This window comes from Gordonia sp. IEGM753, assembly GCF_050321825.1.
Taxonomy (GTDB): domain Bacteria; phylum Pseudomonadota; class Gammaproteobacteria; order Pseudomonadales; family Pseudomonadaceae; genus Aquipseudomonas.
Genome location: NZ_JBNQGB010000004.1, coordinates 240,573 through 262,193, shown reverse-complemented (window position 1 = coordinate 262,193; position 21,621 = coordinate 240,573). Strand labels below are relative to the sequence as shown.

Sequence of the window (21,621 nt, the reverse complement as noted above, 5' to 3'; positions counted from 1 at the left end):
GCAGGAATCCGCTCCCGACCAGTTACAACCCTTTCAGGGTCCTGAGCTTGGCTTATTCAGCCCCTTCGTGCGGTTCCCAATCGCGGGTGCGGCTGACGGCTTTTTTCCAGCCTGCGTAGAGTTTTTCCTTGGCGGGCTCGTCCAGTGCAGGTTCGAATTGGCGCTCGATGACAGCCTTGCCACGCAGTTCGTCGAGGCTGCTCCAGAAGCCGCACGCCAGGCCTGCCAGGTAAGCGGCGCCCAGTGCGGTGGTTTCGCGCATTTGCGGGCGCTCAACCTGAGTTCCGAGGATGTCGGCCTGGAACTGCATCAGGAAGTTGTTCGCTACAGCGCCACCGTCCACGCGCAAAGACTTCAGGCGTTCGCCGGAATCCTGCTGCATGGCGTCGAGCACGTCTCGCGTTTGATAGGCAATCGACTCCAGCGCTGCGCGGATGATGTGATCCACGCGCACGCCGCGAGTCAGGCCGAACAGCGCGCCACGGGCATACGGGTCCCAGTAGGGAGCGCCGAGACCGGTGAAGGCTGGTACCAGGTACACGCCATTACTGTCCTTTACCTTGCTGGCGAAGTATTCGGTGTCGGTTGCGTCGGCAATGATCTTCAGTTCATCACGCAGCCATTGCACCGTCGAACCGCCGTTGAACACGGCGCCTTCCAGAGCGTAAGCCACTTCGCCACGCGGACCGCAGGCGATGGTGGTCAACATACCGTGCTTGGACTTCACCGCTTTGTCGCCGGTATTCATCAGCAGGAAGCAACCGGTGCCGTACGTGTTTTTCGCCTGGCCAGGTTCGACGCACATCTGGCCGAAAAGAGCTGCTTGCTGGTCGCCGGCAATACCACCGATGGCGATGCCGCTTTTGGTGTGGCCGTAGATTTCGGACGAGGATTTAACTTCCGGCAGCATTTCGCGCGGAATATCCAGCACCTCCAGCATCTTCGTATCCCACTCGAGTGTGTGGATGTTGAAGAGCATGGTGCGCGAGGCGTTGGTGTAGTCGGTGACGTGCACCTTGCCGCCGGTAAATTTCCAGATCAGCCAGCTGTCGACCGTACCGAACAGCAACTCGCCATTGCGTGCACGCTCGCGGCTGCCTTCGACGTTGTCGAGGATCCACTTGAGTTTGGTGCCGGAGAAATACGGGTCGGTGACCAGACCGGTGGTGTCGCTGATGTATTGCTCGTGACCGTCACGCTTGAGTTGCTGGCAGATTTCGGTGCTGCGGCGGCACTGCCAGACAATCGCATTGTAGATGGGGCGGCCGGTGGTCTTGTCCCAGACCACCGTGGTTTCACGCTGGTTGGTGATGCCGATAGCCGCGACCTGGTCGTGATGCAGGCCAGCCTGAGCCAGGGCCTCTACCATCACGGCGCTTTGAGTCGCGAAGATTTCCATTGGGTCATGTTCGACCCAGCCGGCTTGCGGATAATGCTGCACGAATTCGCGTTGGGCGGTGCAGACCACGTTTGCGTCACGGTCGAAAATGATCGCGCGCGAGCTGGTCGTACCCTGGTCGAGGGCAATGATGTAGTTCTTATTCTGAATGTCGGTCATGTCGATTGCCTTGGACGAAATAAGGGAAAAAGGTCTGGCGCGCAATCAGATTGGCAGGATCACGCGCCCACGGTATCAAGAAGTTCTGGGTTTGCCGTCAATGGCCGGTGCTTCTTCCGTTGTAGCAGGTGTGGCGATGGGCAGATGACGGGCGATCAGCCCGCGATAAGCGGCAGCGCCGAGGCAGGCACCGACAATCGGTGCAAAAATCGGAATCAGGAAGTACGGGATATCGCGTCCACCGGTAAAGGATATTTCACCCCAGCCAGCGAAGAACGTCATCAACTTGGGACCGAAATCACGCGCAGGGTTCATCGCGAAACCGGTCAGCGGGCCCATCGAACTGCCTATGACTGCAATCAACAAACCAATCAGCAACGGCGCCAGCGGCCCCTTCGGCAAACCGTTGTTGTCGTCGGTAAGGGACATGATCACGCCCATCAGGATGGCGGTGATGATCATTTCAACCAGAAATGCTTGGGCCGTGGACAGGGCTGGGTGCGGGAAGGTCGAGAACACTGAGGCCAACTCAAGGCTCGCCTGAGTGCCGCGTACCATGTGGTGAGTTTGTTCGTAATCGAAGAAAAGATTGCTGTAAAGCGTGTAAACCAACAAGGCACCGCAGAAAGCGCCGGCGATTTGGGAGAAAATGTAGAAGGGCAATTTGCGCTTTTCGAAATCAGCGAAAATGCTTAAGGCAATGCTGACGGCTGGGTTGAGGTGTGCGCCCGAAACCCCTGCAGTCAGGTAAATCGCCATACTGACGCCAACGCCCCAGATGATGCTGATTTCCCACAGTCCAAAGCTGGCACCCGCGACCTTGAGCGCAGCGACACATCCGGTGCCGAAAAAGATAAGCAGCGCAGTACCCAGAAACTCGGCCATGCATTGGCTTGAGAGTGTCGGTTGTTGTAAAGCAGTAGCCATTGAAAACCTCGATTTTTGTTTTTTTTGGCACTTATCCCCCCAATGGGCCAAGCGCGATTTTCACCAAGGCAAGATCCCCATCCTGTTCTTGGCTTACTGCGGGTGTTGCGATGTGACGGCAGTGCAGTATTCAGATTCGAAAAAATATAGACAAGAAACGCTGCTGTCAAAGGTCGAAAGTGAACTATCAGTCATAATTTAACTATTAGTCACATGAATGATCATGTGTCTTACAGGATTGTCCTACAGCCCAAAAAGCCTCCTCAGCTCTTACAAGCCTTTGAAATCGCCCGGCAAAGGAGCCTTTTATCAGGCGATGACCTAGAATCTGGCGCAGTGTTTTTCATCCGCCGCCAAGCTTGGAGCTGTCATGACCCCCGCATTGGATTTGTTGAAAAAAGTTCGTGCCGAACATCGCGTGCACAGTTATGAACATGATCCGAAGGCAGCGTCCTACGGGCTGGAGGCCGCAGAAAAACTGGGGCTAGATCCGGCGCAGGTGTTCAAGACCTTGCTGGCGGCGAGTGAGAAAGGCGAATTGTTAGTCGCAGTGGTGCCGGTCGTCGGAAGTCTCGACTTGAAGGGGCTGGCTCACGCCGCGGGGGTGAAAAAAGTTGAAATGGCCGATCCGGCGGCTGCCCAGCGATCGACCGGTTACCTGTTGGGTGGGATCAGTCCGCTGGGGCAAAAGAAGCGCTTGCGAACGTTCATCGACAATTCGGCGCAACCCTTCGCCAGCATTTTTGTAAGTGCCGGGCGTCGTGGGCTGGAGGTGGAGTTGGCGCCTGCGGTGCTGGCTGAGCACACACAGGCGAAGTTCGCTGATATTGGTCGCGCGTGAATCTGGCATGCGGGTATCAATGGGCGGCGCTGTAACGCCTTACACCTGATTCAACTGACGGGATCTGCGCCGCAGTGCTGCCGGATGCCTGGAACAACACCAGGTGCTCCGCCGCCACCCGAATGCCGACTTCAGCGGTGATCTGATGATCTGCATGGCTTGGGAAAATTGATTCCAGCTGTGCACCTGTCGGCAGTTGCATCCGGTACAGGGTCGATGCACCGAGGAACGTCTTGCCGACGATTCGCGCCTTGAGAGGGCTGTCCGGTGCATAAACGATATCGTCGGGGCGCAGCAATACATCCACTGCGCCGCCAATCGGCCAAGTGTAGGCACGATTGCCGCGCAGCTCACCCAGCTCGGTTTGCACCGATTCCGGACTGCTCAGCTGGCCGCGAATGAAATAACCCTGGCCGATGAAACTGGCCACAAAAGGCGTCAGCGGCTCGTGATACAGGTTGTAGGGCGTGTCCCACTGTTCGAGTCGACCTTCCTTGAAAACACCCACATGATCGCTGACCGCGAACGCTTCTTCCTGGTCGTGTGTGACCAGAATTGCGCTGGTGCCACGTGCTTTAAGGATGTCGCGTACTTCGTGGCTGAGCTTGCGGCGCAACTCGCCATCGAGGTTGGAGAACGGTTCGTCAAGAAGCAGCAATTGCGGTTCCGGTGCCAAGGCGCGAGCAAGCGCAACACGTTGCTGCTGCCCACCGGAAAGCTCATGCGGGAAGCGCTTGCCGAGGTTTTTCAGGTTGACCAGTTCCAGCAATTCTTCAGTGATGCGATCTTTTTGCGGGTGCTTGCGGATGCCGAATGCGATGTTCTCGGCCACGCTCAAATGCGGAAACAGTGCGTAGTCTTGGAACACCATGCCGATGCGGCGTTTTTCCGGGGCGAGGGTGAAACCTGCCTTGGAAATGGTCTCTCCAGCGAGCTGGATTTCTCCCTCGTGCACAGGTTCGAACCCTGCAATTGCGCGCAACGTAGTGGTTTTGCCACAACCGGATGAACCGAGCAGGCAACCAATATCACCGGCGTTCAAGTGCAGGTTGAGGTTCTGTACGACACGCTGGTCCTGGTAGCCGCAGGCCAGATTGCGCAGGTTAAGCAGTAATGGCTGGCTCATGCGTGGTGGTACGACGGTGGGACAAGGAATTCGAGCAGGGCCTTTTGGGCATGCAGACGATTTTCGGCCTGATCCCAGGCGACCGAGCGCGTGTCATCGAGCAAGTCGACGCTGATCTCTTCGCCACGGTGGGCGGGCAGGCAGTGCATGAACAGTACATCCGGGGCGGCAAGATCGAGGAGCGCGCGATTGACCTGATAAGGGGCAAACAGCTTCAGGCGTTTGGCGGTTTCTTCCTCTTGGCCCATGGAGGTCCAGACATCGGTGCTGACCAGATGAGCGCCGCGCACGGCTTCTTTCGGATCGCGAACAATATGGACCCGATCACCGGCGTTGGCCATGAATTCAGGATTAGGCTCGTAGCCTTCCGGGCAGGCAATGCGTAACTGGAAGTCGAACTGGATCGCCGCTTCTATATAGCTGTTGCACATGTTGTTGCCGTCACCGACCCACGCCACCGTTTTGCCCTGGATCGAGCCACGGTGTTCGAGGAAGGTTTGCATGTCGGCCAGCAACTGGCACGGGTGCAGGTCATCCGACAGACCGTTGATCACCGGCACGCGAGAGTTGGCCGCGAATTCGGTCAGGGTGCTGTGGGCAAACGTACGGATCATCACCGCATCGAGCATGCTCGACATCACAATCGCGCAATCGCCAATCGGCTCGCCACGGCCCAGTTGGGTGTCGCGCGGCGAGAGGAAAATTGCCTGGCCACCGAGTTGGATCATGCCGGCTTCGAACGAAATACGGGTGCGCGTCGAAGATTTCTCGAAAATCATCCCGAGTACACGGTTTTTCAAGGGCTCGAACAGCACGCCGCGGTTACGCAGGTCTTTGAGCTCAACGCCTCGACGGATCACGCTGACCAGCTCTTCGGGCGTGCAATCCATCAGGGAGAGAAAGTGCCTTGCGCTCATCATTGACTACCTTTTTGCAACAGACCGCAGATACTCAAAGCCTTGTTTAATTGAAAAACGGGCGAGACCTGCGGCGTAAGCCGCACGTGGCGACGAAATAGGGGAAGGCGCGATCTTATAATTAAATGTCGCGTCTTACCAATAGGGCTACGGTTTTTAGGGGATTTCAGAGGGGCTACGGGGTTACCGCAGTAGCGCTTTTGAAGCCTGTTTAATGACAGCAGCCCGACATTTGTACACCGGGCTTGCGGGGCTTTGCAATCAAACAGGGATTGGGCAAGGTCCGATTGTTCAATTTATGCGCTGTGATTGGCGGCACACATTGGCAACGTATCGAGCCTGAAACATTTGCTTATGCAAAGTGCTGGGTTATAACTAACTCACGAGCGACGCAGGAAGGCTTTGGGATGGAATCGAAAGAACGACAGCTGATGGAACTGCTTGGCCTCACCGCCCGCTCATTGACCCACCTCACCGCATCCATGACGACCATGTCTTTCGAGTTATTGCGCAGCGATGACGAAGTGACCCGGGCCGCGGGGCGGCGCATGATTGATCGAATGGCGACGATCAGTGCAGGTCTGGATGAGCATTGGCGACTGATCGGCGAACTCACCGGGGTGCATGTTGCCCACGAGCAAATCGAAACGGTGCAGGAGATCCAGTTGCAGGTGCCGTCCAGGCTGCCGCCCAACTGATTTCAACCTACCATCGGCTGGCCTGATGAGTGCCGATTCACACGATGAACGTCGCTGGCGAACCGGCAGGTCTGGCGCCATAGTTTTGTTCCCGCGGCCACTATTGTCCGCACAGAACAAGACAGAGACTGGCCATGACCAAGACTCTCCATCACCGTGCCTGCCACCTCTGTGAAGCCATCTGCGGGCTGACCATCGAAACGACCGAGGTTGAAGGCGCCGGCGTGCAGATCACCTCGATCAAGGGTGACCCGCAAGACACGTTCAGCCGAGGGCATATCTGCCCGAAAGCTGTTGCCCTGCAAGATATTCAAAATGATCCGGATCGCCTGCATCAGCCCATGTTGAGGGTCGGCAGCGAATGGCAACCTATCGAGTGGGAAAAAGCCTTCAGCCTTGTTGCCGAGCGTTTGGCCGCGATTCAGGAGCGTCATGGGCAAAACGCGGTGGCGGTCTACCAAGGCAATCCGAGCGTGCACAACTATGGGTTGATGACCCACAGCAATTATTTCTTGGGGTTGCTGAAGACCCGCAACCGCTTTTCGGCGACGTCGGTCGATCAACTGCCTCAACACCTGACCAGCCATTTGATGTACGGCCACGGTTTGCTTCTACCGATTCCGGACATTGATCACACCGACTTCATGCTGATCCTGGGTGGTAATCCGTTGGCATCCAACGGCAGCATCATGACCGTGCCGGATGTTGAGAAGCGGCTGAAAGCCATTCAGTCCCGGGGCGGCAAAGTGGTGGTGGTTGATCCGCGCCGCAGTGAAACGGCGGCGATTGCCGATCAGCATCTGTTCGTGCGGCCCGGTGGCGATGCAGCCTTGTTGTTCGGATTGCTTAACACCCTATTTGCAGAAAACCTGGCCCGCGACAGTCATTTGCCGGTAGACGGCCTGGAGGAGGTTCGAGCAGCGGTCGCACGCTTCACCGCCGAAGCCATGAGCCCGCTGTGTGCAGTGCCCGCCGCGCAGATCCGACAACTGGCCCGAGACTTCGCGGCGGCCCCGACAGCGGTTTGCTACGGTCGCATGGGGGTTTCGACCCAGGCCTTCGGCACCTTGTGCCATTGGCTGGTGCAGCTGATCAACCTGGTGACCGGCAACCTCGATCGCGTAGGCGGTGCGTTGTGTACTGAACCTGCGGTGGACCTGGTCGCGTCAACATCGGGTGGACATTTCAACCTGTGGCAGAGCCGGGTATCCGGGCGTCCGGAGTACGGTGGCGAGTTGCCGGTGTCGGCGCTGGCCGAGGAAATGCTCACCGAGGGCGAAGGGCAGGTGCGGGCGTTAATCACCGTCGCCGGCAATCCGGTGCTGTCCACGCCCAATGGCCGGCAACTGGAGCAAGCGCTGGAAGGGCTGGAATTCATGGTCAGTATTGACCTGTACATCAATGAAACCACGCGTTATGCCGATCTGATCCTGCCGTCCACCTCGGCGCTCGAAAACGACCACTACGACACCACGTTTAATATGTTTGCGGTGCGAAATGTCAGCCGTTTCAATCGAGCCATTCTGGCCAAGCCTGACGGTGCTTTGCATGACTGGGAAATCTTCGTGGGGTTGGCCAAGGCGTTCGCCGGCAGGGTCGGCAAAGAGCTGAAACCCACCATTGCGCCGGCGCTGATGATTGACCGTGGCTTGCGGATGGGGCGCTATGGTGATGCTTCAGCGCACAAACTGTCGCTGGCAACCCTGTTCGAACATCCGCACGGGGTGGACCTCGGAGCGCTCAAATCCAATCTTGCCGCGCGCCTGAAAACGCCTGGCCAACGCGTTCAGGCTGCTCCCGCGGCGATCATTGCCGACCTGGCGCGTTTTGCTGCCTTGCAAGCACCCGCCGCCGACGAATTGTTAATGATTGGCCGCCGCCATGTGCGCAGTAATAACTCCTGGATGCACAATTATCACCGCTTGGTGAAGGGTAAGCCGCGTCATCAATTGCTGATGCACCCTGATGATCTGGCGAGTCGTGGGCTCAATGACGGTCAGCGCGTGCAGGTCAGTTCACGGGTCGGCATGATCGAGGTGGAAGTGGTTGCCAGTCTGGACATGATGAAAGGTGTGGTCAGCCTGCCTCACGGCTGGGGTCATGCCCGTCCGGGTGTGCAAATGGCCATTGCCAGCGGCCAGCCGGGCTCCAGTGCTAACGACTTGACGGACGAGTGTCTGCTGGATGAGTTATCGGGTAATGCTGCGTTGAACGGTGTGCCGGTGACCGTGGCGGCGGCGTGATCGTGTCTGTCGGGGAGACCGAGCATGGCGCTCGGGTTTCCGTTACAATGCGCCACCGTGCCGACCTCTGAGTCGGAAAGTTCAGCCGAGGTGCTCCATGGATATCATCGAAACGATTAAAGAGCAGATTGCTAACAACACCATTCTGCTTTACATGAAAGGTTCGCCGAATGCCCCGCAGTGTGGCTTCTCCGCGAAAGCCGCGCAGGCCGTGATGGCATGTGGTGAAAAGTTTGCGTACGTGGACATCCTGCAGAACCCGGAAATCCGCGCCAACCTGCCAAAATACGCCAACTGGCCAACCTTCCCGCAACTGTGGGTGGGTGGTGAGCTGCTCGGCGGCAGCGACATCATGACTGAAATGGCGGCTGATGGTTCGTTGCAAACCGCCATCAAAGCGGCAGTTGAAGCCGCTGCTGTCAACAAGACCGAAGCCTGATTCGGTTGTTCAGGAGCCAGGCTTGCCAGCGATGCGCCTTCAAATCGCCATCGCCGGCAAGCCGGGCTCCAACAAATTTGCACCATGCCCAAACTTTTTAACGCCTGTAGCGCCCTTGTAGGGCCTGGCTTGCCAGCGATGAACGATAATTGGGTCTTCCTGTAATTATCGCGTCGCCGGCACGGAAACCCGGGCATAAAAAAGCCCCACCTCTTTAAAAGAGTGTGGGGCTTTTTATTGTTTCAAGTATTAAGCGGGCACTAACTTATTCTTCGCCCATCTGCGACTGCAGATAATTCTCAAGGCCGACCTTGTCAATCAGGCCGAGCTGGGTTTCCAGCCAGTCGATGTGTTCTTCTTCCGACTCAAGAATATCTTCCAGCAGCTCACGGCTACCGAAGTCGCCGACGGTCTCGCAATGAGCGATCGCGACCTTGAGGTCGGCATGGCCGGTGCGCTCGATACGCAGGTCGCACTCAAGCATTTCCTTGGTGTGCTCGCCGATGTGCAGCTTGCCCAGGTCCTGGACGTTAGGCAGGCCCTCAAGAAACAGGATTCGCTTGATCAGCTTGTCCGCATGCTTCATCTCGTCGATGGATTCTTTGTACTCGTGTTTGCCGAGCTTATTCAGACCCCAATCTTCATACATGCGTGCATGCAGGAAGTATTGATTGATCGCGACCAGTTCATTGGCAAGGATCTTGTTGAGATGCTGGATGACTGTAATGTCGCCTTTCATGATGGGGTCCTGCCCTTAATAGCTGTCTATAACGCAGAGTTTGAGCTGCGTTATTAACAGTGTCAAACCTAAGTTATTGAAAGTTATATGAAAATTAATCGGAATAAGAATGTTTGTGTTCCGCGTCTAGAGGCTAAGCGATTGATTTTCAGACATAAAAAAACCGGACATTAAGTCCGGTTCTTTAAAACAGGGTATTTACGCGGCAGTAAATTCTACCGGGAAAGGAATCGCAGCCTGGGCCGTTTGCAGTTTGGTCAGGGTTTCACGCACCACATCCTTGGCAAGGCAAGCGCATTTACCGCATTGGCTGGCCACGCCGGTGGCCTGACGGACTTCCTTGTAGCTGCAGCAACCTTCATAGATTGCATCGCGGATTTGTCCATCGGTGACGCCAGTGCAGAGACAAACATACATAAGTGAGAACCGTCGCTGGTTGTGACTCAATTGCGATGGATCTTAATGTTAACGAGAATGATTGTCAAAGTGGTTTCTATAGCCTTTGCACAGCTTGGCGCGATCACTGACGAACGGTTAGGCCGACGGGCCCGAATCAGTCAAACCTGACGAAGGTGTTTTTTATCGCGCTCGAAAAAACCGTTAAGGACAGGCTAAAAACGCGGTGTATGATTGCCGGTCCTTGCGAAAGCGGGTTCGTGTCACAGGGCTGTCGCTTGAAAGTGGCAGGCTGGTACGGGCCCAGTTCTTCACGTTAATACACCAGGAGATATTCAATGAGCGTACTCGTAGGCAAACAAGCCCCTGACTTCACCGTACCGGCTGTACTCGGCAATGGCGAAATCGTAGACAGCTTCACCCTGTCGTCGGCCATCAAAGGCAAATACGGCCTGGTGTTCTTCTACCCACTGGACTTCACCTTCGTTTGCCCATCCGAGCTGATCGCTCTGGATAACCGCATGTCCGACTTCAAAGCACGCAACGTTGAAGTGATCGCGGTTTCGATCGATTCGCACTTCACCCACAACGCATGGCGCAACACCCCGGTGAACAATGGCGGTATTGGCCAGGTTCGCTACACCATGGCTGCCGACATGAAGCACGAAATCGCCAAGGCCTACGACGTTGAGTCCGAAGGCGGCGTGGCTTTCCGTGGCGCGTTCCTGATCGACGACAAAGGCGTTGTTCGCTCGCAGATCATCAACGACCTGCCGCTGGGCCGTAACATGGAAGAGCTGATTCGTCTGGTTGACGCACTGCAATTCCACGAAGAGCACGGCGAAGTTTGCCCTGCCAACTGGAAAAAAGGCGACAAAGGCATGAACGCTTCGCCAGAAGGCGTTGCGGCTTACCTGACTGAAAACGCTGCTGCGCTGTAAGGCACCGTTTGAAGCATAAAAAAACCGGCCGTTGAGGCCGGTTTTTTTATGGGGGCGATAAACCCGAGACTGCAATTTCTGTGGGAGCGAAACAATCAGTCGTTGAAGTCTTCCCAGCCACCCATTTGTTTCCAGCGATTGACGATGCCGCAGAACAGCTCAGCCGTCTTTTCTGTGTCGTAGCGAGCTGAGTGAGCCTCACGACCGTCGAAGTCGATGTCGGCGGCCTGACAGGCCTTGGCCAATACGGTCTGACCATAGGCCAGGCCAGCAAGCGTTGCGGTGTCGAAGCTTGAGAACGGATGGAACGGGTTGCGCTTCATGTCCAGGCGCGCAACGGCTGCGTTTAGAAAGCCCAGATCGAAACTGCTGTTGTGCCCGACCAGGATCGCCCGTTTGCAGCCGTTGGCTTTCAACGCCTTGCGGATGCCACGGAAGATGTCGGTCAGCGCTGCTTCCTCGCTGACTGCCATCCGCAATGGATGGTCCAGTTTGATGCCGGTGAACTCCAGTGCCGCGGCTTCAATGTTCGCGCCTTCAAATGGCTCAACACGGAAGAAGTAGGTGTGATCGGGGTAAACAAACCCTTTCTCATCCATGCCAATGGTGGTGGCGGCTATTTCCAGCAAGGCGTCAGTGGCAGAGTTGAAACCACCGGTCTCAACGTCGACAACAACGGGCAGGTATCCACGAAAGCGGGCAGCCATCGGGTGGCGCGAACCACCTCCGCCACCTTGACCTTCCTGTTCGTCGTCGAAATGGTCTTCACTCACGCGTGTTCCTCCAGCAGGCGCCAGCGCAGTTTTTCACCGGCGCGCAGCGGAATTACGGTCAGCTCGCCAAAGGGCAGGCTGGTTGGGGCGGTCCACTCGTCGCGGACCAGGGTAATGCGATCGGTGTTCACCGGCAGGCCGTAGAAGCGCGGACCATTGAGGCTGGCAAAGGCTTCGAGCTTATCCAGCGCATTGCGTTGTTCAAACGCCTCGGCGTACATCTCGATTGCCGCATAAGCGGTGTAGCAACCGGCGCAACCGCAAGCAGCTTCCTTGGCGTGCTGGGCGTGTGGCGCCGAGTCGGTTCCCAGGAAGAACTTTTCGCTGCCGCTTGTGGCGGCGTCGAGCAGCGCTTCCTGGTGTGTATTGCGCTTGAGAATCGGCAGGCAGTAGAAGTGCGGCCGAATCCCGCCAACCAGCATGTGGTTACGGTTGTACAACAGATGATGAGCGGTGATGGTCGCGCCAACGTTGGCCGAGGCCTCGTTGACGAACTGCACGGCGTCTGCGGTGGTGATGTGCTCGAACACGACCTTGAGGGTCGGGAAACGCTCGACCACACGACGCATGTGTTCATCGATGAAGATTTTTTCGCGGTCGAACACGTCGACATCACCGCGGGTGACTTCACCGTGAATCAGCAAGGGCATCCCGACTTCGGCCATGGCCTCGATCGCTGGGAAAATCTTGTCGATGCTGGTGACGCCAGAATCCGAATTGGTGGTCGCGCCGGCCGGGTACAACTTGGCGGCGTGAACGAAACCGCTGGCCTTGGCCTCACGAATTTCTTCGGGTTGAGTGCGGTCGGTCAGGTACAGAACCATCAAGGGTTCGAATTGGCTGCCGGCCGGGCGTGCAGCGAGAATCCGCTGGCGATAGCCATCGGCTTCTGCGGCATTACGCACCGGAGGAACCAGATTGGGCATGATGATGGCGCGACCAAAGGTACGCGCGACATCCGCGACGGTATTGGTCAACACGGCACCATCGCGAAGATGAATGTGCCAGTCGTCGGGACGCAGCAGGGTCAGGCGGTCGGACATGAGGGGATTCCAGGCGGGTCAAACTGAGGGGAATGCTACCGGAAAAGACTCTTGCAGGCACTCGCTATCAAGTTTTGCAGCAAGCGTCCGATATCCAACAGGTATGCCGTAAACAAGTGTGTGTCGGTCTTTTTGTTGTAGAAGCCAGTGGAGCCTCCCGTGCGCCAGCGTTATTTAGCCTTGCTCAGTGTGTTTGCCAGCCTTCCTGCGATGGCGCTCACTTTCCAGACTCGTCTGGAGAGCATCGAGTGGACGGTCGAGGGTGACAAGTTCGAATGCCGCCTGGCTCAACCGATCACCGATTTCGGTTCGGGCGAGTTCGTGCGACGTGCGGGCGAGCAAGCGACCTTTCGTCTGAAGGCTTACAACTCGATGATCGGCGGTGGCTCTGCGACCCTGCTCGCGGCCGCTGCACCGTGGCAGCCCGGGCGTGGCGACATCAACCTGGGTTCCGTCAGAATTGGCAGCGGCAACGTACTGTTCAACACGTCCCAAGTGCAGGCCGGGCGTTTGATCAGCGGCTTGATGGAAGGGCGCAGCCCGGTTATCCGGCACTCCGCTGGCGATGGTCGCGTCTCCGAAGTGCGTTTGTTGCCGGTCAAGTTCAACAAGGCTTTCAACGATTACCAGGGTTGCGTGGCGAAACTGTTGCCGAAGAATTTCGAACAGGTCAAACAATCCGAGATCGGTTTTCCGGGCGAAGGTTTCGATCTGAATGCTCAAGCGAAGGCACAGTTGAATGTCATGCTGGATTTCATGCGGGCTGATCCGACCGTCAACCACATAGAACTCGACGGCCATTCCGATAACAGTGGCAATCGCCTGACCAATCGCGAATTGTCTCGCCGCCGGGCACTGGCAGTGATGGACTACTTCAAGGCCAATGGCATTCAGGAATCGCAAATCACCCTGCGTTTTCATGGGGAGCGTTATCCCGTCGCGCCGAACAACAACGCTTCCAACCGCGCGAAAAATCGCCGGGTCGCGGTACGCCTTGAGCGGGTGGCTCCAACCGAGAAGGTCGCACCTCAAACGACAACGCAGGGCAGCGCTGCGACGACTTCCTGACCCTACGGTTATCGTCGCGCTCTCGACAGATCCTGTCGCTTCGTCGTCATAAGCTGTCGCGCCTCTGTAAATTATTCTGCATGCCCGGTAGACTCGACGGCTTTCCGTAGAACCCCGTGGAGTGATGGCATGGCGGACGTAAACAAGGTCGTTCTGGCGTATTCCGGCGGCCTGGACACTTCGGTGATCCTCAAGTGGCTGCAGGATACTTATAACTGCGAAGTGGTGACTTTCACCGCTGACCTGGGTCAGGGCGAAGAAGTCGAACCTGCACGCGCCAAGGCTCAGGCCATGGGCGTCAAAGAGATCTACATCGACGACTTGCGTGAAGAGTTCGTACGCGATTTCGTTTTCCCGATGTTCCGCGCCAACACCGTTTACGAAGGCGAGTACCTGCTGGGTACTTCCATCGCTCGTCCGTTGATCGCCAAACGCCTGATCGAAATTGCCAACGAAACCGGCGCAGACGCCATTTCCCATGGCGCCACCGGTAAAGGTAACGACCAGGTTCGTTTTGAGCTGGGCGCTTACGCCTTGAAGCCAGGCGTGAAAGTGATCGCTCCATGGCGCGAGTGGGACCTGCTCTCTCGTGAAAAGCTCATGGATTATGCTGAAAAGCACAACATCCCGATCGAGCGTCACGGCAAGAAAAAATCCCCGTACTCGATGGACGCCAACCTGCTGCACATCTCCTATGAAGGCGGCGTGCTGGAAGACACCTGGACCGAGCACGAAGAAGACATGTGGAAATGGACCGTCTCCCCGGAGAAGGCTCCTGACAAGGCGCAGTACCTTGAACTGACCTACCGCAACGGCGACATCGTTGCACTGGACGGCGTCGAAATGACCCCGGCCACCGTGCTGGCGACCCTGAACCGTATCGGTGGCGAGCACGGTATCGGCCGTCTCGACATCGTCGAAAACCGCTATGTGGGCATGAAGTCCCGTGGCTGCTACGAAACACCTGGCGGCACCATCATGCTGCGCGCTCACCGTGCGATCGAATCGATCACCCTTGACCGTGAAGTGGCTCACCTCAAAGACGAGTTGATGCCTAAGTACGCCAGCCTGATCTACACCGGCTACTGGTGGAGCCCTGAGCGTCTGATGTTGCAGCAGATGATCGACGCTTCCCAGGCCCACGTGAACGGCGTGGTACGCCTGAAGCTGTACAAAGGCAATGTGATCGTTACCGGGCGTAAATCTGACGAGTCGTTGTTCGATGCCAACATCGCAACCTTCGAGGAGGATGGCGGCGCTTACAACCAGGCCGACGCGGCGGGCTTCATCAAGCTCAACGCCTTGCGCATGCGCATTGCTGCAAACAAAGGTCGTAAGCTTTTCTGAGGCCTTTGAGCCTTAGAGTTTGTGGCCCTGTCGTCGACAGGGCCACAAATTTGAAAGAGGTTTCACTCTCATAGCGTTTCAAGCGCTACTGATTGTTGTGTACCGCCAGGTGCGCCTGATTCAAGACCTTCACGTCGTTCGAATTCAAATTGTAGGCAACGCAGAACGCTGTGCTGCTGTGCTTGCCGCTGGCCTTTGAGTCCGTAGGCGCATTCTTTCTCAGAAAATTTTCCGATTCGGTGCAGGTGATGAACAAAATCATGTGTGCGGGTTTGCCCTGCTCGCTGTGAATGTTCCCCACCGACGTATTGAGCTCAATTTTTTTGTTCATGCCACGCACATCCACGATGTACAGGTCCTTCAATCGCTGCGGCAATCGAACGTGGTGTTGATTCGGTGCTGCCCCTAAACGAATGTCTACCGGTGGGTCCTGTGCATTGGAAGAGCGATGCACAGGGCGCATGACTTTTATGAAGTCCTTGCCGTTTTCAAAGTCGGACGGTGCGTAAAGCGATCGGTAGTTGAAGTTCAAGGTGGCAAAGAACAAGAACAGCAAATAAAAAGGAAAACTGATTAAAAACCAGATATAGATTTCCCGGTCCTCATCGTCTAGAAAAGGAAGTGAGATGGCTGCTGATGTTTCAGACAGTGTCGCGAATATAGCGATCACTGTCAGGGGGTTGGTAATTCTCTGCTGTAGTTTTCGCATGTTTTATACTCATTGAGTTTTGCTTATCTCGAAGGGTTAATGGAAGTTGTTTGGGTTGGCTTTCTGTATTTGCCAGATCGTTTAAACAGCGGCTTCTTTGATTTTCGGCTGCGATAAAGATGTGTGTTTTTATGTGATGGCAAGTGAATTGATTTTTCCGGCCGGTTTTTGTACGAGTATCCACTTGGACAATATCAGTTACTTCCAGCTTAGCTTAATAGTCAGCGTGTGCCGGATTTCTGCCGTTCAGTCTTGCAATCTTGTTTTTTTAGTTTTAAGTCGATACAAAAAATTGTCGAAAGTTTTAATTTCAACAGTCAGGTACATTTTCGGATGCACTGTATTTACAGTTTTTTTGTAAGACAAATCCTTAATTTATGTAGGGAATGTCTTTTGCTGAGGCTGGCCGGCTAGAGCGACATGCCACGGGTGAAACGACTAGGCTATTGTGCGGGCTCTAAAAACTCGAACAGCGAAATTGGACTTGCCCATGAATAAAGTGCTGATCGTGGATGATCATCCCGTCATTCGTCTTGCGGTACGTATGCTGATGGAGCGTCATGGCTACGAGGTTATTGCAGAAACTGATAATGGCGTGGATGCATTACAACTGGCTCGTGAACATATGCCGGATATTGTCATCCTGGATATTGGAATTCCGAAGCTCGATGGGTTGGAAGTCATTGCACGACTGACATCGGCGGCAATGCCCATCAAAGTATTGATATTGACTTCCCAGGCGCCTGGACATTTTTCCATGCGTTGCATGCAGTCAGGCGCCGCTGGGTATGTATGTAAACAGCAGGATCTTACTGAGTTGTTGAGTGCAATAAAGGCTGTGCTATCCGGATATAGCTACTTTCCGAATCAGGCCTTGCACACAGTTCGTTCAAGTCTTGGAAACGCCAGTGAAGCCGAGATGGTAGATCGCTTGTCCGGACGAGAGATGATGGTGCTGCAGCAGTTGGCCCGAGGCAAGACTAACAAGGAAATAGCCGATGGGATGTTTCTCAGCAACAAGACTGTCAGTACTTATAAGACTCGCCTGTTGTTAAAACTCAATGCACGCTCCCTCGTCGATCTGATCGAGTTGGCTCAGCGCAATGGTCTGGTGTGATTTCGTCAGCGTTGGTTAAGAGTGACAAGGAAGCACTCAAAAAAAAGCCTCCGTTTCAGGAGGCTTTCAGGTGTCATAGGTCAAAATCGTAATCGGCCAATTGCTTCTGCAGTCGGCGCTCCTCCAATAGGTTGTCGATAGTGCGGCGTTTGCTCAGGTTGGTCTTCGCCACCTCAACCACCGGTTCAGCGTCATCGGCCTCAACAGGGGTGAAGTCTTCTTCTACGTCCAATTGCTCTTTGCCAGTGCTCATTTTGTCACTCCAGGCTAAGACTGCCTTTGGCGCCCCTTATATCGACAATCTCCACGCGGGTAAAAAAGATTTTTTCAATCGATAAATCACTAATCCTAATAGTGCCTCAATCGTCCGAGGTCTTTTGCTTGTATTCGCACAAATCTTCAATCCGGCAACTGCCACATCGCGGCTTGCGAGCGAGGCACACATAACGACCGTGCAGAATCAGCCAATGATGGGAGTCGAGCAGGTATTCCTTGGGCACCAATTTCATGAGTTTCTTTTCCACCTCGACCACATTCTTGCCGGGAGCAATGCCGGTACGGTTACTGACCCGAAAAATATGAGTGTCGACGGCCATGGTGAGCTGGCGAAATGCAGTATTGAGCACCACATTCGCTGTTTTGCGACCGACACCGGGCAGCGCCTCAAGCTCTTCGCGGGTCTGCGGCACCTCGCTCCCATGACGCTCCACCAACAAGCGGCAGGTCTCGATCACATTTTTCGCTTTGCTGTTGAACAGGCCAATGGTCTTGATGTATTGCGACAGCCCTTCAACGCCGAGTGCATAAATGGCTGCCGGAGTATTGGCAACCGGGTAAAGCTTGGCGGTGGCTTTATTGACGCCGACGTCGGTCGACTGGGCCGACAAAATCACCGCAATCAGCAATTCGAATGGCGAGGAATAGGCCAGTTCGGTTTTGGGTTCCGGGTTGTCTTCGTGAAGCCTGCGGAAAATTTCCAGACGTTTTGCAGCATTCATGGGCGGTGAGTTTCCTCGAAAGCAGTCAGTGTTTATTCGTCAAAGGGGTGCAGGCCTGCCAGGTAGCGATCATCAAACCCAGCAAGATAAATCCTCCCGGTGCCAGGACGGCCAGATGGAAGCCGCTGTTACCAAGCGTTTCGCGCAGCAGTCCCAGCCCTGTCATCAACACGACGAACAGCGCGCAGAGTCGCAGGCAATCGCGCCATGCGCGCTGGAAAAAACCAGTGTGGTTCAAGACGATGCATTGCAAGGCGATCAATCCTGCGTAAATCCCGAGGCTCTGATGCCATTGCAGCGACCAGGCTTGCGCTGCAAATTGCGCACAACTGGTCAGCGTTGCGGCCAACACGATACTCGCCAGTGTGTGTGTCGCCGGGTTCAGCCACCGGCGTACAACCGCCATGCCGAGGCCAAACGCGCCGATCACCAAAAAGAACATCAGACACAGCCCAAGCGCAGTGGTCACAGAGCCTGTGGCGCCGATTAATGGCGCAAGCATCAGCGAATATTGCAACGGCGCGCGACTATTCATCCGATGTGCTCCCGAGCAGCTGTTGCGAGTGCTCGTCAAAATAACGCAACGCATCGTGGATGGCGCTGATCACTGCCCTTGAAGTGATGGTCGCACCTGCAATTTGATCGAATTCCCCGTGATCTTTTTTCAGCGCCCATCCGGTGTCGGCAGGGTCGGTGCGCGATTTGCCGGAGAATAGTTGAAGCCAGTTGTTGGGCCATTCGGCAATACGGGCGCCCAAGCCTGGGGTTTCTGATTGCTTGAGGGTTTTGACCCCGAGCAATTTGCCGTTAGCGTCGATAGCGATCAGTAATTCGATATTGCCTGCATAGCCTTGGATTTGGCTGCGCAGCAGTACTGCGCTTGCGTGGCCGGTCTTGGTGGCTCGATAACCCATGAGCAACTTGCTGCTAGCCAGTTCACTGTTTTGCAGGCTTATGGGTTGATCCAAGGGCTGATTGTCGTAGCTGCCAGAGGGCAGCATATCCAGCAGGTTGCGACTGTCGATCAAGCGCTGCTCGGCTGCAATACGCGGTGCACTGCTTTGCTGAACCCAGTAAGTCGCGCCAATTCCGGCGCCGGTCAGCAGCAACACAATCACAGCGCTCGACATTCGATTCATGGTACAACCCGCTCTTGCCTGGATGCCACGAATCGCTCCAGCGCCGGTACGCAAAGGTTCATCAATAGCACCGCGAATGCCACGCCGTCCGGGTAACCGCCCCAGGTTCGAATCAGGTACGTCAACAGTCCCACGCCTGCGCCAAACAACAGCCGAGCGCCGGGACTTTTTGCTCCGGATACGGGTTCTGTGACAATGAAAAATGCTCCCAGCATGGTCGCGCCGGTCAACAGGTGAAACAGTGGCGAGCCGTGTGAGTCGGAGCCCGAACCATTCCAGCAGAACAAAGTGATGACAAACAGGCTTGCCAGCATGCCAACCGGCGCATGCCAACTGAACACGCGGCGTTGCAGCAAAAATAGGCCGCCCGCCAGGAAGGCCAGATTGGCCCACTCCACACCGCGTCCACCGTAATGCCCGAACGCCGGGTTGCCGGCAAACAGTTCATCCATGGTCAGGCTTTTGTTTATTCGCAGACTGTCCAGCGCAGTGGCCTGAACCCAAGCGTCTGGCGCCGGGTCGAGGGTGAAGCCGAACACGTGCTGCAAGCCGATCAACAAGTCCATGCCGTGAGTGGACGGCCAATGAGTCATCTGCTGCGCAAAACTCAACAGCACCATCGCGAAACCGAGCATCGCCGGGTTGAACGGGTTCTTGCCCACGCCGCCGTACAAATGCTTGCCGAATGTCATTGCGAAGGCCGCGGCACTCACCGTCAGCCACCAGGGGCAATAGGGCGGCAGCGCGAGTGCCAGCAGCGTCGCGCTGATCAAGGCACTGCCATCGAGCACGCTCGGCATCACGGGTCGCTGACGCAGTTTCACCATCGCCGCCTCGACAGCCAGCGCAGTGGTCACTGCCAGTATCAGGTTGATCAACACACCCCAGCCATACAACACGAACAACACCAACATGCCCGGTAGCGTCGCCAGCAATACCAGTTTCATTGCGTGTTGAAGGCGCTCGTCGACCGGTTCAGGTAACAGCATGGGTTTGCACCTGACGCTCAGCTTCAGCCACCGCTGCTTGCAAGGCTTCGATCTGTGCTGGCAAACCTGCGTTAGCCTGGGCTTTGCTGAGTTCGGCGCGGCGCATGGCGAGTTGGATCTTCGCCCGATTCAACTCGGCATTCTTCGCAGGAGCAGACGATGACGGTGACGGTGACGGTGACGAGGCAGTGGCGGCGTTATCGTCCAGTTTCGCCAATGCTCGTTCTGCCGCTTCGAACTGCTGTTGCAGGACGATTAATTGCGATTGCTGTTCGAAGGTCGGTGGATGACCAAAAGCCTTGAGCGATTTGTTCAACTGCGCGCGGCTCATCGCCAGATCGACCTTGGCCTTTTTCAACCCAGCATCGGCATTTGCCGCTTTCTGCGTGCGGACGCGTTCAAGTGCTGTTTGTACCGGGTCAGGTAGCGCGTCGCTTGTTTGCTGCGGCACTGCGCGATGGGCGCGGGCCTGACGTTCGGCGAGCCGCTGTTGTTCTTCACGCTGCAGACGTGCATTGCGTTGTTCGAATCGACGCCGGGCATGGTTGCGCTTGGCGGTGCGAGCCTGTTGCTCTTCGATGCTGAACGCCAGCCCGCCGATAATCGGCAACACACTGGTTTGCAGCAGCGGACGCATCTCAATGCAGTCTACCGGGCACGGCGCCACGCACAGATCGCAGCCGGTGCATTCATCAACGATTACCGTGTGCATCAGTTTTGCTGCACCCACGATGGCGTCAATCGGGCAGGCCTGTATGCACTTGGTACAACCAATGCACTCGGCTTCGCGAATGTAGGCAATTTGCGCAGGGGCCGAACCACGGCTCACGTCCAGCTCCAGCACGGGTACTTTCAGCAATTGCGCGAGTGCCGAAATAGTTTCGTCACCGCCAGGCGGGCACTTGTTGATGGACTCACCGTTGGCAATGCCTTCGGCGTACGGCTTGCATCCGGGATGGCCGCATTTGCCGCATTGAGTCTGTGGCAAGAGGGCGTCGATGCGTTGAATCAGACTCATGTTTTGATCAGTCCGCTGAATCCGAGAAAAGCCACTGCGATCAGTCCGGCGCCGATCAAGTCAATTGGCAGGCCGCGAAAGGGCTGTGGAACATCGTTATCAAGTGTGCGTTGGCGCAAGTCGGTGAACAGGCTCAATACCAGCCAGAATCCCAGGCCAGCACCGAAACCAGTGGCCGCTGCGTGAACGAAACCGTGATCGTACTCAAGGTTGAGCAGTGCCAGGCCGAGCACACCGGCGTTGCCGAACAGTAATGGCCATAGCCCATCGAACGAGAGCGTTGCGCAGAGCCGTGACAGCAGCTTGAGCAGTGGTCCGATCAACAGCACGCTCAGCGCCAGCAGCACCAACATTCGCAGCGAAGTCAGTCCCAGCGGAACCAGCACCCCATGATCGAGCGCTTGGCCGAGCGTACTCACCAACAGCATCAGGCACGTGGTTGCAATGCCCAGCGCGTGAACCTGGTGACGCTCGGTGCCCAGCAGCGGATCGACGCCCAGCGGCCAGTGCAACACCACGTTGTTGATCAGGGCTGCGCTGATAAACGTAAGAATAATCTCGGTCATGACGGCGCCGGCAAAATAGACCTGCTTAC

General features: G+C 56.1%; 24 protein-coding genes. 8 read left to right on the top strand and 16 right to left on the bottom strand.

The annotated features are described in order from the left end of the window. Positions 1–52 precede the first annotated feature (52 nt). On the bottom strand, positions 53–1,558 hold the full coding sequence (glpK, locus tag ACQR3R_RS20920) for a glycerol kinase GlpK (RefSeq protein ID WP_428274896.1): 1,506 nt from the start codon (positions 1,556–1,558) through the stop codon (positions 53–55). 75 nt (positions 1,559–1,633) lie between these two features. Continuing rightward, positions 1,634–2,485 (bottom strand): MIP family channel protein, encoded by an 852-nt coding sequence (locus tag ACQR3R_RS20915; RefSeq protein ID WP_428274894.1) that lies wholly within the window; start codon positions 2,483–2,485, stop codon positions 1,634–1,636. Between the two features lie 370 nt (positions 2,486–2,855). On the opposite strand from ACQR3R_RS20915, the gene ybaK reads away from it, so the two are divergent. Next, positions 2,856–3,326 carry a Cys-tRNA(Pro) deacylase gene (ybaK, locus tag ACQR3R_RS20910; RefSeq protein WP_007971306.1) on the top strand — a complete coding sequence of 157 codons (471 nt, stop codon included), beginning with the start codon at positions 2,856–2,858 and terminating at the stop codon, positions 3,324–3,326. A 16-nt stretch (positions 3,327–3,342) separates the two neighbouring features. Here the strand turns inward: ybaK and ACQR3R_RS20905 are convergent, their stop codons facing one another. Together ACQR3R_RS20905 and argF are read right to left on the bottom strand one after the other, a co-directional pair. Continuing rightward, a complete protein-coding gene (locus ACQR3R_RS20905) occupies positions 3,343–4,452 on the bottom strand; it encodes an ATP-binding cassette domain-containing protein (protein WP_428274891.1) in 1,110 nt (369 codons plus the stop codon). Continuing rightward, positions 4,449–5,369, bottom strand: a complete 921-nt coding sequence (gene argF / locus ACQR3R_RS20900; protein WP_428274889.1) for an ornithine carbamoyltransferase — start codon at positions 5,367–5,369, stop codon at positions 4,449–4,451. Before argF ends, ACQR3R_RS20905 begins: the two co-directional genes overlap by 4 nt. A 407-nt stretch (positions 5,370–5,776) precedes the next feature. Here argF and ACQR3R_RS20895 point away from each other — a divergent pair, with 407 nt between their 5' ends. The 3 genes from ACQR3R_RS20895 to grxD all read left to right on the top strand — a co-directional run bounded on the left by ACQR3R_RS20895 (position 5,777) and on the right by grxD (position 8,749). Further along, positions 5,777–6,067, top strand: a complete 291-nt coding sequence (locus ACQR3R_RS20895; RefSeq protein ID WP_428274887.1) for a hypothetical protein — start codon at positions 5,777–5,779, stop codon at positions 6,065–6,067. A gap of 134 nt (positions 6,068–6,201) precedes the next feature. Beyond that, a complete protein-coding gene (locus ACQR3R_RS20890; protein WP_428274885.1) occupies positions 6,202–8,310 on the top strand; it encodes a molybdopterin-dependent oxidoreductase in 2,109 nt (702 codons plus the stop codon). A 97-nt stretch (positions 8,311–8,407) separates the two neighbouring features. Continuing rightward, a complete protein-coding gene (gene grxD / locus ACQR3R_RS20885; RefSeq protein WP_428274883.1) occupies positions 8,408–8,749 on the top strand; it encodes a Grx4 family monothiol glutaredoxin in 342 nt (113 codons plus the stop codon). Positions 8,750–9,014: 265 nt separating this feature from the next. On the opposite strand, the gene bfr is transcribed toward grxD, so the two are convergent. Both bfr and ACQR3R_RS20875 read right to left on the bottom strand, forming a co-directional pair. Further along, positions 9,015–9,488: a bacterioferritin gene (gene bfr, locus ACQR3R_RS20880; protein ID WP_149657986.1), complete on the bottom strand. Its 474-nt coding sequence runs from the start codon at positions 9,486–9,488 to the stop codon at positions 9,015–9,017. A gap of 198 nt (positions 9,489–9,686) precedes the next feature. Further along, the gene (locus ACQR3R_RS20875) at positions 9,687–9,905 is read right to left on the bottom strand and encodes a (2Fe-2S)-binding protein (RefSeq protein ID WP_428274881.1); all 219 of its coding nucleotides are present in this window, start codon (positions 9,903–9,905) and stop codon (positions 9,687–9,689) included. 317 nt (positions 9,906–10,222) lie between these two features. Between ACQR3R_RS20875 and ACQR3R_RS20870 the strand changes: the two genes are divergently transcribed. Continuing rightward, on the top strand, positions 10,223–10,825 hold the full coding sequence (locus ACQR3R_RS20870; protein ID WP_428274879.1) for a peroxiredoxin C: 603 nt from the start codon (positions 10,223–10,225) through the stop codon (positions 10,823–10,825). A gap of 95 nt (positions 10,826–10,920) precedes the next feature. Here ACQR3R_RS20870 and rnt read toward each other — a convergent pair whose 3' ends face one another. Then, the gene (gene rnt, locus ACQR3R_RS20865; RefSeq protein ID WP_428274877.1) at positions 10,921–11,598 is read right to left on the bottom strand and encodes a ribonuclease T; all 678 of its coding nucleotides are present in this window, start codon (positions 11,596–11,598) and stop codon (positions 10,921–10,923) included. Then, positions 11,595–12,641 (bottom strand): dihydroorotase, encoded by a 1,047-nt coding sequence (gene pyrC, locus ACQR3R_RS20860; RefSeq protein WP_428274875.1) that lies wholly within the window; start codon positions 12,639–12,641, stop codon positions 11,595–11,597. The genes rnt and pyrC overlap by 4 nt, the downstream gene beginning before the upstream one ends. Before the next feature lie 159 nt (positions 12,642–12,800). Here pyrC and ACQR3R_RS20855 point away from each other — a divergent pair, with 159 nt between their 5' ends. Both ACQR3R_RS20855 and ACQR3R_RS20850 read left to right on the top strand, forming a co-directional pair. Beyond that, complete coding sequence (locus tag ACQR3R_RS20855; protein ID WP_428274873.1) at positions 12,801–13,709, top strand: OmpA family protein; 909 nt, start codon at positions 12,801–12,803, stop codon at positions 13,707–13,709. 129 nt (positions 13,710–13,838) lie between these two features. Continuing rightward, the gene (locus tag ACQR3R_RS20850; RefSeq protein WP_007898502.1) at positions 13,839–15,056 is read left to right on the top strand and encodes an argininosuccinate synthase; all 1,218 of its coding nucleotides are present in this window, start codon (positions 13,839–13,841) and stop codon (positions 15,054–15,056) included. An 85-nt stretch (positions 15,057–15,141) separates the two neighbouring features. Here the strand turns inward: ACQR3R_RS20850 and ACQR3R_RS20845 are convergent, their stop codons facing one another. After that, a complete protein-coding gene (locus ACQR3R_RS20845) occupies positions 15,142–15,765 on the bottom strand; it encodes a hypothetical protein (RefSeq protein ID WP_428274870.1) in 624 nt (207 codons plus the stop codon). 490 nt (positions 15,766–16,255) lie between these two features. On the opposite strand from ACQR3R_RS20845, the gene ACQR3R_RS20840 reads away from it, so the two are divergent. Next, complete coding sequence (locus tag ACQR3R_RS20840; RefSeq protein WP_428274868.1) at positions 16,256–16,882, top strand: response regulator; 627 nt, start codon at positions 16,256–16,258, stop codon at positions 16,880–16,882. Between the two features lie 73 nt (positions 16,883–16,955). Here the strand turns inward: ACQR3R_RS20840 and ACQR3R_RS20835 are convergent, their stop codons facing one another. The 7 genes from ACQR3R_RS20835 to ACQR3R_RS20805 all read right to left on the bottom strand — a co-directional run bounded on the left by ACQR3R_RS20835 (position 16,956) and on the right by ACQR3R_RS20805 (position 21,592). Further along, a complete protein-coding gene (locus tag ACQR3R_RS20835; RefSeq protein ID WP_084322711.1) occupies positions 16,956–17,135 on the bottom strand; it encodes a PA3496 family putative envelope integrity protein in 180 nt (59 codons plus the stop codon). A 106-nt stretch (positions 17,136–17,241) separates the two neighbouring features. Further along, a complete protein-coding gene (gene nth / locus ACQR3R_RS20830; protein ID WP_428274866.1) occupies positions 17,242–17,880 on the bottom strand; it encodes an endonuclease III in 639 nt (212 codons plus the stop codon). Positions 17,881–17,905: 25 nt separating this feature from the next. Continuing rightward, positions 17,906–18,415, bottom strand: a complete 510-nt coding sequence (locus ACQR3R_RS20825) for an Rnf-Nqr domain containing protein (protein ID WP_428274864.1) — start codon at positions 18,413–18,415, stop codon at positions 17,906–17,908. Then, a complete protein-coding gene (locus tag ACQR3R_RS20820) occupies positions 18,408–19,019 on the bottom strand; it encodes an RnfABCDGE type electron transport complex subunit G (protein ID WP_428274862.1) in 612 nt (203 codons plus the stop codon). The genes ACQR3R_RS20825 and ACQR3R_RS20820 overlap by 8 nt, the downstream gene beginning before the upstream one ends. Beyond that, entirely contained in the window at positions 19,016–20,008 is a 993-nt protein-coding gene (locus ACQR3R_RS20815; RefSeq protein ID WP_428274860.1) for an RnfABCDGE type electron transport complex subunit D, read from the bottom strand. The genes ACQR3R_RS20820 and ACQR3R_RS20815 overlap by 4 nt, the downstream gene beginning before the upstream one ends. Next, a complete protein-coding gene (gene rsxB / locus ACQR3R_RS20810) occupies positions 19,995–21,026 on the bottom strand; it encodes an electron transport complex subunit RsxB (protein WP_428274858.1) in 1,032 nt (343 codons plus the stop codon). Before rsxB ends, ACQR3R_RS20815 begins: the two co-directional genes overlap by 14 nt. After that, entirely contained in the window at positions 21,023–21,592 is a 570-nt protein-coding gene (locus ACQR3R_RS20805; protein ID WP_428274856.1) for an Rnf-Nqr domain containing protein, read from the bottom strand. Before ACQR3R_RS20805 ends, rsxB begins: the two co-directional genes overlap by 4 nt. Positions 21,593–21,621: the final 29 nt, after the last annotated feature.

What these genes read in the sequence shown, in the direction of transcription:
- glpK (WP_428274896.1), bottom strand. Translation starts at nt 1,558, where the DNA reads ATGACCGACATTCAGAATAAGAACTACATCATTGCCCTCGACCAGGGT.
- ACQR3R_RS20915 (WP_428274894.1), bottom strand. Translation starts at nt 2,485, where the DNA reads ATGGCTACTGCTTTACAACAACCGACACTCTCAAGCCAATGCATGGCC.
- ybaK (WP_007971306.1), top strand. Translation starts at nt 2,856, where the DNA reads ATGACCCCCGCATTGGATTTGTTGAAAAAAGTTCGTGCCGAACATCGC.
- ACQR3R_RS20905 (WP_428274891.1), bottom strand. Translation starts at nt 4,452, where the DNA reads ATGAGCCAGCCATTACTGCTTAACCTGCGCAATCTGGCCTGCGGCTAC.
- argF (WP_428274889.1), bottom strand. Translation starts at nt 5,369, where the DNA reads ATGAGCGCAAGGCACTTTCTCTCCCTGATGGATTGCACGCCCGAAGAG.
- ACQR3R_RS20895 (WP_428274887.1), top strand. Translation starts at nt 5,777, where the DNA reads ATGGAATCGAAAGAACGACAGCTGATGGAACTGCTTGGCCTCACCGCC.
- ACQR3R_RS20890 (WP_428274885.1), top strand. Translation starts at nt 6,202, where the DNA reads ATGACCAAGACTCTCCATCACCGTGCCTGCCACCTCTGTGAAGCCATC.
- grxD (WP_428274883.1), top strand. Translation starts at nt 8,408, where the DNA reads ATGGATATCATCGAAACGATTAAAGAGCAGATTGCTAACAACACCATT.
- bfr (WP_149657986.1), bottom strand. Translation starts at nt 9,488, where the DNA reads ATGAAAGGCGACATTACAGTCATCCAGCATCTCAACAAGATCCTTGCC.
- ACQR3R_RS20875 (WP_428274881.1), bottom strand. Translation starts at nt 9,905, where the DNA reads ATGTATGTTTGTCTCTGCACTGGCGTCACCGATGGACAAATCCGCGAT.
- ACQR3R_RS20870 (WP_428274879.1), top strand. Translation starts at nt 10,223, where the DNA reads ATGAGCGTACTCGTAGGCAAACAAGCCCCTGACTTCACCGTACCGGCT.
- pyrC (WP_428274875.1), bottom strand. Translation starts at nt 12,641, where the DNA reads ATGTCCGACCGCCTGACCCTGCTGCGTCCCGACGACTGGCACATTCAT.
- ACQR3R_RS20850 (WP_007898502.1), top strand. Translation starts at nt 13,839, where the DNA reads ATGGCGGACGTAAACAAGGTCGTTCTGGCGTATTCCGGCGGCCTGGAC.
- ACQR3R_RS20845 (WP_428274870.1), bottom strand. Translation starts at nt 15,765, where the DNA reads ATGCGAAAACTACAGCAGAGAATTACCAACCCCCTGACAGTGATCGCT.
- ACQR3R_RS20840 (WP_428274868.1), top strand. Translation starts at nt 16,256, where the DNA reads ATGAATAAAGTGCTGATCGTGGATGATCATCCCGTCATTCGTCTTGCG.
- ACQR3R_RS20835 (WP_084322711.1), bottom strand. Translation starts at nt 17,135, where the DNA reads ATGAGCACTGGCAAAGAGCAATTGGACGTAGAAGAAGACTTCACCCCT.
- nth (WP_428274866.1), bottom strand. Translation starts at nt 17,880, where the DNA reads ATGAATGCTGCAAAACGTCTGGAAATTTTCCGCAGGCTTCACGAAGAC.
- ACQR3R_RS20825 (WP_428274864.1), bottom strand. Translation starts at nt 18,415, where the DNA reads ATGAATAGTCGCGCGCCGTTGCAATATTCGCTGATGCTTGCGCCATTA.
- ACQR3R_RS20820 (WP_428274862.1), bottom strand. Translation starts at nt 19,019, where the DNA reads ATGAATCGAATGTCGAGCGCTGTGATTGTGTTGCTGCTGACCGGCGCC.
- ACQR3R_RS20815 (WP_428274860.1), bottom strand. Translation starts at nt 20,008, where the DNA reads ATGCTGTTACCTGAACCGGTCGACGAGCGCCTTCAACACGCAATGAAA.
- rsxB (WP_428274858.1), bottom strand. Translation starts at nt 21,026, where the DNA reads ATGAGTCTGATTCAACGCATCGACGCCCTCTTGCCACAGACTCAATGC.
- ACQR3R_RS20805 (WP_428274856.1), bottom strand. Translation starts at nt 21,592, where the DNA reads ATGACCGAGATTATTCTTACGTTTATCAGCGCAGCCCTGATCAACAAC.